The organism is Vibrio sp. 2096 (assembly GCF_033339595.1).
In the GTDB taxonomy this organism is placed as follows: domain Bacteria; phylum Pseudomonadota; class Gammaproteobacteria; order Enterobacterales; family Vibrionaceae; genus Vibrio; species Vibrio alginolyticus.
Genome location: NZ_JAWOUX010000019.1, coordinates 1 through 11998, shown reverse-complemented (window position 1 = coordinate 11998; position 11998 = coordinate 1). Strand labels below are relative to the sequence as shown.

Sequence of the window (11998 nt, the reverse complement as noted above, 5' to 3'; positions counted from 1 at the left end):
TAGTCGAACCCCTAAGTTATTGCTTTGACTTGATTAACTGAAAAGTCGGTGTTTTAAACGAATAAAGAATGAACTTAATCGGTAAGCTGAAAGCTCCCCACAAATAAATTAAAAAACAACCAATTGGGTTTTCATTTGAGCATTTACTGGATATACTCACAGTTAACTGTATAAAAAGACAGGTGAGACATGAAGCCGTTAACGCCACGCCAACAACAAGTCTTCGATTTGATTAAAAGTAAAATCGACGACACCGGAATGCCACCAACTCGTGCAGAGATTGCGCGTGAGCTTGGCTTCCGCTCTGCGAATGCCGCAGAGGAACACCTAAAAGCGCTTGCTCGTAAGCAAGCAATTGAAATTATTCCAGGCGCTTCTCGTGGGATTCGTATCCTGCTTGAAGACGCAGCCAATGATGAGCAGGGTTTGCCTTTGATTGGTCAAGTCGCAGCGGGTGAGCCAATCTTGGCTCAAGAGCACGTAGAGGCGCACTACCAAGTCGATCCTGCGATGTTCAAACCGCAAGCGGATTTCTTACTTCGTGTAAATGGCGAGAGTATGAAAGACATCGGGATTATGGATGGCGATCTGCTCGCGGTGCATAAAACCCAAGACGTGAGAGACGGTCAAGTTGTCGTTGCGCGTGTTGATGATGATGTGACTGTGAAGCGTTTGGAGCGCAAAGGTTCAACCATATTACTGCATGCTGAGAATGAAGAGTTTGCCCCAATCCAAGTGGACTTAACGTCTCAGCACCTTACGATTGAAGGCTTAGCCGTTGGTATTATTCGCAATACCGATTGGATGTAAGTGTGTTTAAGCAGCCCAGTTCATCTGGGCTGCTTTGTCTTTTCTCTTTTTCTACTTCCTCCAAAAGCTTGCTCATCATCTTGACCTTGTTTGTTTAGACCAATTTATAAGCTTGATAATGTAATTGATATTCATTATCATCTTTATCAATGTCTATGTTTTCTCTCTGGCGCAGGAAATGCCCATGTCTCAGTCTAAACATCAAGTTCCTAACCATTTATTAAAGCCACTGTTATTGCGTAGCCGTGAAAGCATGGTCGACAATGGCTTGGTGTACGATCCGATAGCTGCTAAAGCGTGTTTGAGCTGTAAGATGGCGCCGGATTGTTTGAGTGGTGATATTGCGCAGAAGCAATTGCTGCACGTGACGCTGACTCAGCTTTGTGACCAGCAGGTTAGTCACTTCTTACAGCAGTATCCCGATGCTTGGATAATCAATGTCGGAGCGGGGTTGGATACCCGCTTTTATCGTTTGGATAATGGACGCTGCCATTGGATAGAGCTGGATGTGACGGAAAATTTGGTATGGCGTCAGCGCTTGTTCCACAAAAATGAACGCTATGAACATCGCTGTGGCAGTGTGGATGAAATGTCGTGGCTAGAGACGTTAGCTATTCCAGAGCAAGCACCGGTACTCATTTTATGTGAAATGGCACTGCTCGATTGCACAGAGCGTCAAGTCGCGAAATTTATTCAAACCTTAGGTCGACATTTTGTTTCTGCTGAACTGTGTATGGTGCTGGCAGGAGATTTAACGGAAACCAAGTGGGGGAAAAAGCTTGGCTCTGATCGTTATGCTCATGGCTTTGAAGCGCCTGCAGCACAGATATTGCAATGGTTACCATGGGCACAATGGGCGAAAGCTTTCTCGCCATTCGATAGATTCTGTTCTCGTTGGAAAGCTTGGCAGCGTTGGCTTAATAAGATTCCAATGTTGAAGCATCGCCTCACGCCAGTCCTCGTTCACATCAAGTGGTAATTGGCTAGTCGTTAAGCGCTCAGGTACACTCGTCGATCTTACTGATGAGGTGCCTGTGACAAATTCAATCTTCTCTCCTTTATCTAACCCAAAAGTTCATCGCCAAGTCTTAGCTTTAGCGATACCTATGGTGCTGTCGAATATTACTGTCCCATTGCTCGGTTTGGTCGATGCTGCGGTGATTGGTCATCTAGACCACGCTTGGTATTTGGGTGGTGTTGCGTTGGGCAGCACCATGATCAGCGTGACGTTTTGGCTGCTTGGTTTTTTGCGTATGTCGACTACTGGGTTGGCGGCGCAGTCCTTTGGCGGTGAAGACCGAAAGCAACTTGCCTTGGTGTTTATGCAAGGCTCACTTATGGCGCTGCTGTTTGCGTTAGTCTTCCTTATTGCCCATAACCCGATTGCTGATTTGATCTTTGGCTGGAGTGACGCCAGCGCAGAGGTAAAACACTACGGCATGCAATATTTCTCTATCCGTGTGTGGAGTGCCCCCGCAGCGCTAATGAACTTTGTGTTGTTGGGGTGGCTGCTCGGAACGCAAAATTCCAAAGCACCAATGTGGATGGTGATCATCACCAACGTGACTAATATTGCCCTCGATTTGTTGTTTGTGATTGGTTTGGGGTGGAAAGTAGAAGGCGCTGCGCTGGCATCAGTGATTGCTGACTACTCAGGCATGGGTTTTGGTCTCATGTGTGTCTGGAAAACCTGGCGAGAGAGACAATTACCATCACCTCAAAAGTTGCTAGCCAGCACTCAACACGGTTTAGGGCGCTTCGTGAAATTGAATCGCGATATTTTCTTGCGCTCTTTGTGTCTGCAAGCGGCTTTTAGCTTTATGACGTTCCAAGGTGCGAGCTTTGGTGATGAGGTTGTCGCTGCAAATGCGGTTCTGATGAGCTTCCTGATGATTATCTCGTATGGCATGGATGGCTTTGCTTACGCAATGGAGGCCATGGTCGGGAAGGCGATTGGTGCCAAAGATAGGCAACAATTGAGTGAATCGCTTGTCGGCACTTTCTTTTGGAGTTTGGTTATTTGTTTAGGACTGACCGCGCTCTTTGGTTTGGCGGGATCGCAGTTGATCGCCATGATCACTTCAATTGAGGCGGTACAACAGCAAGCAGCGGTGTATCTACCTTGGCTGGTGGTGATGCCACTTGCGTCGATGTGGTGCTTTCTATTGGATGGCATTTTTGTCGGTGCAACCAAAGGCAAAGACATGCGCAATAGTATGTTTGTCGCGACCAGCAGTTTCTTTGTTGTCTTTTACTTATTCGCCGAGTGGGAAAATCACGCGCTGTGGTTTGCAATGACGAGCTTTATGTTGATGCGGGGTATTGGTTTAGGGGTTATCTTTCTCTACCAATGGCACAAGGATACCTTCCTCGCACAATGTTGATATAAAAACAGCAGGTCCAAGCCTGCTGTTTTTCTGTCTGCTATCAAGAAGCATAGATTAGAACAAGCGGTTCAAACCATTCAACGCAGCGACACGATACGCTTCGGCCATTGTTGGATAGTTGAAGGTGGTATTGACGAAATACTCGATGGTATTCGCTGAGCCTTTTTGCTCCATAATGGCTTGACCGATGTGGATAATTTCCGCGGCACGTTCGCCAAAACAGTGAATCCCTAAAATTTCTTTGGTTTCACGATGGAACAATATCTTCAAGCTACCGATGTCTTTCCCTGCGATCTGTGCACGAGCTAGATGCTTGAACGAAGAGCGTCCTACTTCATACGGTACTTTCGCAGCTGTTAGCTCTTGCTCGGTTTTACCCACAGAGCTAATCTCTGGGATGGTGTAGATACCCGTTGGAATATCATCAATCAGATAGTTTTCTGCCTGACCTTTCGTAATGGCTTGTGCGACAAATCGCCCTTGGTCATAAGCGGCGCTTGCAAGGCTAGGGTAACCGATGACATCGCCTACAGCGTAAATGTGCTCAATATCGGTTTGGTAGTTACGGTTTACTTTTAGTTGTCCGCGAGAGTCCGCTTCCAGACCCACAGCCCCCAAATTCAACTTATCGGTGTTACCTGTTCGACCATTCGCATACAACAAGCAGTCCGCCTTCATCTTCTTGCCAGATTGTAGGTGAATAATCACGCCATCTTCTGTGCCTTCGATTTTTTCATAGGTCTCATCATTACGAATTACCACACCGCTGTTCCAGAAGTGGTAAGACAGCGCATCCGACACTTCGTTATCCAAAAACTCCAACAAGCGGTCTCGGGTATTGATAAGGTCGGTTTTCACTCCAAGGCCGCGGAAGATAGAAGCGTATTCACAACCGATAACGCCCGCACCGTAAATGATGATATGGCGAGGGTCGTGTTTCAGGCTCAAAATGGAATCACTGTCGTAGATGCGCTCATGCAAGAAATCTACGTCGTCAGGCTGATACGGGCGAGAACCCGTCGCGATGACAAACTTATCTGCAGAATAGATTTCTTCTGTACCGTCGCTTTGCATCACTGCAATTGAGTAGTTATCGATAAATCGCGCGGTTCCGAACAAAAGTGTGCATGAGTTACGGTCATAAAAGCCCTGACGAAGTCGAGTTTGCTTATCAATGACCGATTTAGCATGACCTAAAATGTCAGAAAATGTTGCATGAACGCTGGTGTTGTTTCGACAAAATAGCGGGTTGCTATTAAATTCGATGATGCGGCTAACGGCATGACGCAGTGCTTTTGATGGAATAGTACCCCAGTGAGTACAACCGCCGCCGACACTGCTTTCTTTCTCGACAATGGCAACATTCAGTCCCGCTTTGGTTAATCCCATTGCAGCCCCTTCTCCGCCAGGGCCACTACCGATTACGATCACGTCATAGTGATTAACATGCGCCATGATGCCTTCCTTGTTATATTTGCTTAACATTGCTTTAGCGCGATTTTAACTCATTTACTCTATTGGTACACGTCATGCCTGTTAGAGAGTGGAAGTGATCACGCAGAATCGACCAAAAGGATGATTTGGTATGTTGTATGTCTATAAATTGCATCGAGAACATTGCAATTAGATGCATGCCAATAGTAACGTTCTCGGCGCTCAGAGCGAGCGAAGCAACATATCTTTCTCCGTAGGAGCAAATTGCGTTATATTGAGGCTCTTGTACCCTACAGAAAAAGAGCAAGTTAAGAATGAAATCGATGGGAATCCGCGCACAGCAAAAAGAGAAGACACGTCGATCATTGATCGATGCGGCATTTAGTCAATTAAGTGCGGATCGCAGCTTTTCCAGCCTTAGCTTGCGAGAAGTCGCCCGAGAGGCAGGGATTGCACCGACTTCTTTTTACCGCCACTTCAAAGATATGGATGAGCTAGGCTTAACTATGGTCGATGAAGGCGGTTTGCTACTACGTCAACTGATGCGTCAGGCGCGTCAACGTATTGTGAAAGAAGGTAGCGTAATTCGTACCTCGGTCGAAACCTTTATGGAATTCATTGAAAGTAGTCCGAACGTTTTTCGTTTGTTGTTGCGTGAGCGCTCCGGCACTTCTGCTGAATTTCGTACCGCTGTTGCTCGAGAAATACAGCATTTTGCGGCAGAATTAACCGAGTATTTAATGAGCACCGGCGTGACCAGAGAAGAGGCGTATACTCAAGCAGAAGCGTCTGTGACTTTGGTTTTCAGTTCGGGGGCTGAAGCTTTAGATTTAGATCGACGTGAGCGCGATGAACTCGCCGAGCGATTGATCATGCAATTGCGAATGATAGCCAAAGGGGCCTATTGGTATCGCAAAGAACGTGAACGTAACCGATTAAAAGGCGGGATAGAATAATGTCGAATGGAAATAAATCTGAAAAGAAAACGCTGATTTTGGCACTGGTTGCAGGTATGTGTGGTGATGCTTTGTTGTCATGGTTGACCATGAGTGAAGTGTCTTTTTCAATCTTCCCATTGATTGCACTCGTACTGGCTGTACAAGCTCTTTACCAAGAGTACCTAAATAATCCGGTATCAGAAGATATCCCATTAGTTGGCTTGGCGTGCTTCTTCGTAGGTGCGTTTGGTCACTCTGCGTTTATTAAAGCGCAATACCCAGAAGCAGGCTCAAACTTCTTCGCGATCATGGTTTCAATGATCTTACTCGCATGGATTGGTAAGAAGCTAGGTTTTGTCAGCAAGAAGACTTCTGCGGAATAAGCAAACGAATCAAATTAAAAAAAGCGAGCCATTGAGCTCGCTTTTTTTTGTCTGAAGCTGGTGGACTAAGCTTTACGTTCCAATAGCACGCCAGCTTCCATGTGGTGGGTATAAGGGAATTGGTCAAACAGAGCAAAACGCGTCACGTTGTGTGTTTCGCATAGAATGTCCAAGTTCTCTTTTAGAGTCTCAGGGTTACAAGAGATGTACATGATGCGCTCGTAACCTTGCACCATTTTACAAGTATCGACATCCATCCCAGCACGTGGTGGATCGACAAAAATCGTGTTGCAGTTGTAGCTCTTCAGATCCACACCTACATCTTGTAGACGACGGAATTCACGCTTACCTTCGATCGCTTGAGTAAATTCCTCTGCTGATAGACGTAAGATTTGTACGTTATCAATCTTATTGGCAGCGATGTTGTACTGTGCAGATACCACAGATGGCTTCGCTAGCTCAGTTGCCAGTACGCGGTCGAAATTCTGTGCCAACGCCAGCGAGAAGTTACCGTTACCACAGTAAAGTTCTAGTAGGTCACCAGTGCTTTCTTGGGTACAGTCGACAGCCCATTCCAACATCTTCTCTGCGACTTTGCCGTTCGGCTGAGTGAAGCTGTTCTCTACTTGTTGGTAGATGTAGCTTTGACCATTTACATCGAGCTTCTCGATCACGTAGTCGCGGTCTAGGACAATCTTCATCTTACGAGCACGACCAATGATGTTTAGATTGAAGCCTTCATCATTTAAACGCTGTTTAAGGGCTTTCGCGTTTTCAATCCACTCTTCATCAAGTTGGCGATGGTAAAGGAGTGAAACCAGAATCTCACCACTTAGTGTCGATAGGAAATCCACCTGGAACAGTTTACGACGTAGTGAGTCGTTGTCTTTCATCGCTTCAACCAATAGCGGCATCAGGTCGTTGATCAGACGGCTTGCAGCAGGAAATTGGTCAACACGGTATTTCTCACGAGTTTCTTGGTTGAACATGATGTAGTAAAGATCTTCGCCTTCATGCCAAACACGGAACTCAGCACGCATGCGGTAGTGCTGCTCTGGTGATTCAAACACTTCCAGTTCTGGCATGTTGTATGGCGCGAACATATCCGTGAGACGTTCGACTTTTTCTGCCAGTTGTTCTTGGTAGCGTTGTGGGTTTACATCAAGAGTAGCCATGATCTTACCTTTTATGGTGCATTCAATTTAAGAGCGCAGATTTTATTCAATCTCAATAGGATGTCCAGTTTTGTACTGGAATTGATTTAAAGATAGTGCGTACAGGCAGAGTAGAAAGCAAAATCAATCAAAACGTTACAACTTCTAAGGGCAATATTGGCTGGACAAATAATCAATAGCTGAATAATATTTGCCTCAAGTTGGTGCTATCTAGCAATCTAGATGGCTGAAATGGGAATCTGGTGTAAATCCAGAACTGACGCGCAGCGGTAAAAGAGAACGAACGCTCATCAGACACTGCATTAGTTTATGTGGGAAGTCGAGCAAGTAGGCGGTACACCCGTGCTCTTGAGTCCGAATACCTGCCAACAACTGAGCCACAGCACTGGACTGTCATGACGACAGGGCTCGGAAGGAATTACGCGATTTAGGACAATACAATGAGAAAATCCGCACTGGCGATCACTTTGGCATCGCTGCTTTCACCTGTCTCTTATCTACAGGCCCAGGAAACCTCCACTGACGAAACCATCGTTGTTACGGCAAACCGTTTTGAGCAAGCCGAAAGCCGTACGTTGGCAGATGTCGAAGTAGTTACTCGACAAGACATCGATCGCATTCAAGCGAAAACCCTACCAGATGTATTGCGTCGCCTTACCGGAATTCAAGTTTCACAAAATGGTGGTCGTGGTCAGTTAGCGTCTTTATTTGTTCGTGGAACCAGTTCCGACCAAGTTTTAGTACTGGTTGATGGCGTACGTTTTGCACGAGCAGCGAAGGGCGCTGTGGACTTTAACCAAATCCCACTTACTTACGTTCAACGTATTGAGTACGTGCGTGGTGCGCGTGCGTCACTTTACGGCTCAGAAGCGATTGGTGGCGTGATCAATATCATCACCATTGCGCGTGCTGACGAAGAAGGAACGAAGTTAAGTGCGGGTTTAGGTAGTTTAGATTATCAAGAATTGAGTGTGGCATCTGGTATTAAAGTCACAGAGAGCGGCCAGCTAAATATCGCGCTTGGTAGTGAAAGTGATGATGGTTATAACGTTCGTCCTGTACCGGGAGTTAATGACGGTGATCGCCATGGCTTTGATACAAAGAATGGTCTGCTAGGTTACGTGCATAACTTCAATGACCAGTGGTCTGCATTTGGTAACCTACGTGCTTACGAAAATGTTTATCAATATGACAGCAGCTACGGTAGTCGCGGTTACTACGAAGCAGAAAAAGACGATCTTTCTGTCACTCTGGGCGGTAAGTATCAGTCTGATAATGTGATGTCAGAACTACAAGTAACAGCACAGAAACAGAAGTCTTGGAACTATGAGCAAGCAAAAGGCAAACACTCAGGTACTGAAGATGAACTTGAGCAGCAAAATGTCCAGTGGACCAACAGTTACTTGCTAAACAACAATACGACGTTGGCTGGTGGTATTGATTGGCGCAACGAGTCTTATAAAGACAAGAGTGCGAATAAAACGTTTGATCGTACCAATGGCGCTCTGTTTGGTATGGCAACCACTAGTATTGATAAAGCAATGCTCGAGGGCAGTGCTCGCCTTGATGATAATGAAGAATACGGTAGTGAGTTCACTTACAGTTTAGCGGCTGGTTACCAGTTTGTACCAGAGTTTGGGGTTAAAGCCTCTTTTGGTACTGCGTTTAAGGCTCCAAACCTATATCAGCAGTATGACCCGACATACGGTGAGAAAGATCTGAAGCCGGAAGAGTCAGATGCTTGGGAGCTAGCATTCAGCGGTGATGTCCAAGGCGTTTTTTGGTCCGTCACGGGTTATGACTATAAAATCACGAATCTTATCGATTACCATCCAACCACGTACAAATATTTGAATGTCGATGGTGAAACACATATCCAAGGTGTGGAGCTTGTTGCTGAGTTTGATACAGGGATTGTGCAGCACCAGTTGAGTGCAGATTACAAAGATGCTGAAGACGATAAAGGGCATCAGTTGCAGCGTCGCGCTAAAGAAATGTATAAGTGGAATGCTTTAGTGAGCTTCGATAAAGTGGACTGGTCGGTTAGCTATCAGTACGTCGGTAAGCGTCCAGATGTGGATTACAGCACTTGGCCTTCACAAGATATCACGCTTTCTTCTTACTCGTTGGTTGATACGGCAGTGACTTACTATCCGAATGAGTCGACCTCTATGAGCGCTCGTATCGATAATCTACTTGATGAAGAGTATGAGATGGCAAAAGGTTACCCCGCTGCAGAGCGAGCGTACTATATCAACGTTGGCTACGAATTCTAATCGTGAATGAGCACAAACCGCCTTCGGGCGGTTTTTAATATTTTGTGGTGGAAAATCGAATGAAGAAACCCAAGCGAGTGGTGATCAGTTGGTCCAGTGGTAAAGATTCGACATTAACGCTTGAGCGCCTTAACGAGAATCCAAATTATCAAGTTGTCGGTTTGTACACGACTTACGTAGGGAAAGAAGTCCCTTTCCAAGCAACTCCGCTTGAAGTCGTACAAATGCAAGCAGACTTACTTGCGCTTCCGCTCATTACTATCGAGCTACCTGAAATCTTTCCAAGTAACGACATTTATCAATCGACCATCGTTAATGCATTACAAAGTAGTGGTCTGAACATAGAAGCTGTCGCATTTGGTGATATGTTTTGTAATGGCATTGCCGATTACCGACGCAGCTATATTGAACCTGTTGGCTGGGAATGCGTCTTTCCTCTATTAGGGGAGAGCAGCGAAAAACTAGCGATGGAAATCATAGAGCGTGGTATTCAAACTATGTTAATCACCATCGACGGAAGAGTTCTCCCTCCAGAATGGTGTGGTCGCTGGTATGACAAAGCCCTAATAGAGTCATTACCAAGTCAAATTGATCCCTGTGGGGAAAATGGTGAATTTCACACATTGGTCACGTCTTCGCCATCTTTTCAAGGACATATTGAGTTGACGAAGCGAGATGTAGAATCTGGAGATAGATTCAGCCATCAAAGATACCATGCTAAAGCATTGCCAAAACAAATCTACGCAGTATGATCGCAACGTTTCTGTTCTTTAGGTAAGACTCGTGCGAGTAGCAAGTAAGAAAAAAGTCCTAGTTTTTGACTCTGGTGTTGGTGGTCTTTCTGTATTCCAAGAGATACATCGCCTATTGCCCCAGCTAGACTACTTATACTTATTCGATAATCAGGCTTACCCTTATGGTGAACTCGATCAGGCTGTACTCGTTTCACGAGTTAACCAACTGGTCTCTTCTTTAGTCGAAGAACACCAAGTCGACATTGTCGTCATTGCTTGCAACACGGCGAGCACCATAGTGCTTCCTTCCTTACGCGAAAATTTATCGATTCCCGTTGTTGGTGTTGTCCCTGCGATTAAACCCGCATCGCTTTTAGCATCAAAAGGGGTAGGGCTGATCGCCACTCCGGCGACAGTAACACGCCAATATACTCACGAGTTAATACGGGACTTTGCGCAAGGCAAACCAGTTGAGCTGGTGGGATCAACTCGCTTGGTAGATATGGCCGAAGAGAAGTTGCGGGGCAACAGCGTTTCTCTCGACGAACTGACAAATATCCTGCTTCCCCTTCGCGATAAAGTCGATGTTGCGGTGCTCGGTTGTACTCACTTCCCTTTAATCAAAGAGGAAATTCATCAAGCTTTGGGTGGGGACGTTACTTTAATTGATTCAGGCGCAGCGATTGCACGTCGAGTAAAAGCATTGCTATTAAGTGATGAAATTGAGGATACAGAAGAGGGAAGTAAGTCGATTTATGCCAGTGCAACTCCTTGGCAGGAAGATGCACTGAACATTTGTTTAAAGAAGCTAGGTTTTAATCCTGTTCAGGTTTACCACCATCCGGATGTTTAGGATCGTTCGCAATTCTCACTTTTAGCGTTCTCTCCATATATTCCTTTTCATTAAGTTTAGCGATAGCTGGCTTGGCATCTGCCGCAGCCATCACGACAAAACCAAACCCTCTTCTTTTTCCTGTACGCTTATCTTTCATTAAGCGTACCGCATAGACCTGTCCATATTCAGCAAACAAATCGCGAACATGACTCTCATTGGCCTTATAAGGAAGGTTGCCGACATACAGCGTTTTAGTTGAAGGATCAGGATCCGAAGATTGAAGAACAGGTGTTTTGCTAGAAAATGAAAAAAGAAAAGCAGTAGCGATAACACCAATGAGGAAGCTCAAGGCTGGTGGGATGATGAATTGAGAGAAGATGATTCCCCCAACGATGGCCAGCCCAACACATAAAATCAGATTTTTTTTAGACGTCATTTTAATTACTACACATAGTGATAAAGAGATCGATTGTCCATTAACAGAATAGACACATGAATCTTACGTATATGGTTGGTGTTTTTCCAACCAATTGCTGTGATATGTCTCAAATGTGACGAAGAAATATGCAAATATCGCACTTTTGGATAATTTGTGACCGGTTGGTTTTTTATTTGCAAAAAACGCTTGTACTAATTTCTCAACCCCCTATACTGCGCATCCACCGACACGGAGTGAGACGAAAGTCACACAGCGAGTCGAGAAGAGAGAAAAAAGAATTTGAAAAAAATGCTTGACTCTCTCACGGTGTGAAGTAAGATACGCACCCCTAACGACGAGCAACTAAGTTGCTGAAAACGTTAGAAAAGCTCTTTAAAAATAAGAACCTATCAATCTGTGTGGGCACTCGTTGATGATAATCCAATTCGATACCTTGGTATCAAATTAGGTTTCAATGATACGAAGTGACCATTGAATCGAAAGATTCAGCACAGTCAATTCAAACATTACTTATGTAATGTTCAGTATTCATTGAGCCGAACAAAATCTTAAATTGAAGAGTTTGATCATGGCTCAGATTGAACGCT

Annotated in this window: 11 protein-coding genes and 1 riboswitch; of the genes, 8 read left to right on the top strand and 3 right to left on the bottom strand. The window is 45.2% G+C overall.

Translation table 11 applies throughout. The features are described 5' to 3' along the window. The first annotated feature begins 189 nt into the window (after positions 1-189). The 3 genes from lexA (at position 190) to dinF (ending at position 3194) form a co-directional block, all read left to right on the top strand. Positions 190-810, top strand: coding sequence for a transcriptional repressor LexA (gene lexA / locus R7Q41_RS22030; protein WP_005378682.1), 621 nt, complete (start codon positions 190-192; stop codon positions 808-810). A gap of 184 nt (positions 811-994) precedes the next feature. Beyond that, positions 995-1789: a class I SAM-dependent methyltransferase gene (locus tag R7Q41_RS22025; protein WP_025768172.1), complete on the top strand. Its 795-nt coding sequence runs from the start codon at positions 995-997 to the stop codon at positions 1787-1789. A 55-nt stretch (positions 1790-1844) separates the two neighbouring features. Next, entirely contained in the window at positions 1845-3194 is a 1350-nt protein-coding gene (gene dinF, locus R7Q41_RS22020; RefSeq protein ID WP_172563455.1) for an MATE family efflux transporter DinF, read from the top strand. 57 nt (positions 3195-3251) lie between these two features. Here the strand turns inward: dinF and sthA are convergent, their stop codons facing one another. Next, positions 3252-4682 (bottom strand): Si-specific NAD(P)(+) transhydrogenase, encoded by a 1431-nt coding sequence (gene sthA / locus R7Q41_RS22015; protein WP_132937312.1) that lies wholly within the window; start codon positions 4680-4682, stop codon positions 3252-3254. A 263-nt stretch (positions 4683-4945) separates the two neighbouring features. Between sthA and fabR the strand changes: the two genes are divergently transcribed. Together fabR and R7Q41_RS22005 are read left to right on the top strand one after the other, a co-directional pair. After that, the gene (fabR, locus tag R7Q41_RS22010; RefSeq protein WP_005378632.1) at positions 4946-5587 is read left to right on the top strand and encodes an HTH-type transcriptional repressor FabR; all 642 of its coding nucleotides are present in this window, start codon (positions 4946-4948) and stop codon (positions 5585-5587) included. Continuing rightward, complete coding sequence (locus tag R7Q41_RS22005; RefSeq protein WP_005378634.1) at positions 5587-5952, top strand: YijD family membrane protein; 366 nt, start codon at positions 5587-5589, stop codon at positions 5950-5952. The genes fabR and R7Q41_RS22005 overlap by 1 nt, the downstream gene beginning before the upstream one ends. A gap of 65 nt (positions 5953-6017) precedes the next feature. Here the strand turns inward: R7Q41_RS22005 and trmA are convergent, their stop codons facing one another. Beyond that, positions 6018-7127, bottom strand: a complete 1110-nt coding sequence (trmA, locus tag R7Q41_RS22000; RefSeq protein WP_318144662.1) for a tRNA (uridine(54)-C5)-methyltransferase TrmA — start codon at positions 7125-7127, stop codon at positions 6018-6020. A gap of 184 nt (positions 7128-7311) precedes the next feature. Further along, a riboswitch (cobalamin riboswitch) is annotated at positions 7312-7512 on the top strand. Positions 7513-7567: 55 nt separating this feature from the next. Here trmA and btuB point away from each other — a divergent pair. From btuB to murI, 3 genes are read left to right on the top strand one after another with little or no spacing between them, the layout of a single operon-like run. Continuing rightward, positions 7568-9403 (top strand): TonB-dependent vitamin B12 receptor, encoded by a 1836-nt coding sequence (gene btuB / locus R7Q41_RS21995; protein WP_170897637.1) that lies wholly within the window; start codon positions 7568-7570, stop codon positions 9401-9403. Between the two features lie 59 nt (positions 9404-9462). Then, positions 9463-10155: an ATPase gene (locus tag R7Q41_RS21990; protein ID WP_005378675.1), complete on the top strand. Its 693-nt coding sequence runs from the start codon at positions 9463-9465 to the stop codon at positions 10153-10155. A 31-nt stretch (positions 10156-10186) separates the two neighbouring features. Continuing rightward, the gene (gene murI / locus R7Q41_RS21985) at positions 10187-10990 is read left to right on the top strand and encodes a glutamate racemase (protein WP_047104461.1); all 804 of its coding nucleotides are present in this window, start codon (positions 10187-10189) and stop codon (positions 10988-10990) included. On the opposite strand, the gene R7Q41_RS21980 is transcribed toward murI, so the two are convergent. Then, positions 10953-11408 (bottom strand): RNA-binding protein, encoded by a 456-nt coding sequence (locus R7Q41_RS21980; RefSeq protein WP_017636066.1) that lies wholly within the window; start codon positions 11406-11408, stop codon positions 10953-10955. The two genes, murI and R7Q41_RS21980, sit on opposite strands and share 38 nt — an antisense overlap. Positions 11409-11998: the final 590 nt, after the last annotated feature.

What these genes read in the sequence shown, in the direction of transcription:
- lexA (WP_005378682.1), top strand. Translation starts at nt 190, where the DNA reads ATGAAGCCGTTAACGCCACGCCAACAACAAGTCTTCGATTTGATTAAA.
- R7Q41_RS22025 (WP_025768172.1), top strand. Translation starts at nt 995, where the DNA reads ATGTCTCAGTCTAAACATCAAGTTCCTAACCATTTATTAAAGCCACTG.
- sthA (WP_132937312.1), bottom strand. Translation starts at nt 4,682, where the DNA reads ATGTTAAGCAAATATAACAAGGAAGGCATCATGGCGCATGTTAATCAC.
- fabR (WP_005378632.1), top strand. Translation starts at nt 4,946, where the DNA reads ATGAAATCGATGGGAATCCGCGCACAGCAAAAAGAGAAGACACGTCGA.
- R7Q41_RS22005 (WP_005378634.1), top strand. Translation starts at nt 5,587, where the DNA reads ATGTCGAATGGAAATAAATCTGAAAAGAAAACGCTGATTTTGGCACTG.
- trmA (WP_318144662.1), bottom strand. Translation starts at nt 7,127, where the DNA reads ATGGCTACTCTTGATGTAAACCCACAACGCTACCAAGAACAACTGGCA.
- btuB (WP_170897637.1), top strand. Translation starts at nt 7,568, where the DNA reads ATGAGAAAATCCGCACTGGCGATCACTTTGGCATCGCTGCTTTCACCT.
- R7Q41_RS21990 (WP_005378675.1), top strand. Translation starts at nt 9,463, where the DNA reads ATGAAGAAACCCAAGCGAGTGGTGATCAGTTGGTCCAGTGGTAAAGAT.
- R7Q41_RS21980 (WP_017636066.1), bottom strand. Translation starts at nt 11,408, where the DNA reads ATGACGTCTAAAAAAAATCTGATTTTATGTGTTGGGCTGGCCATCGTT.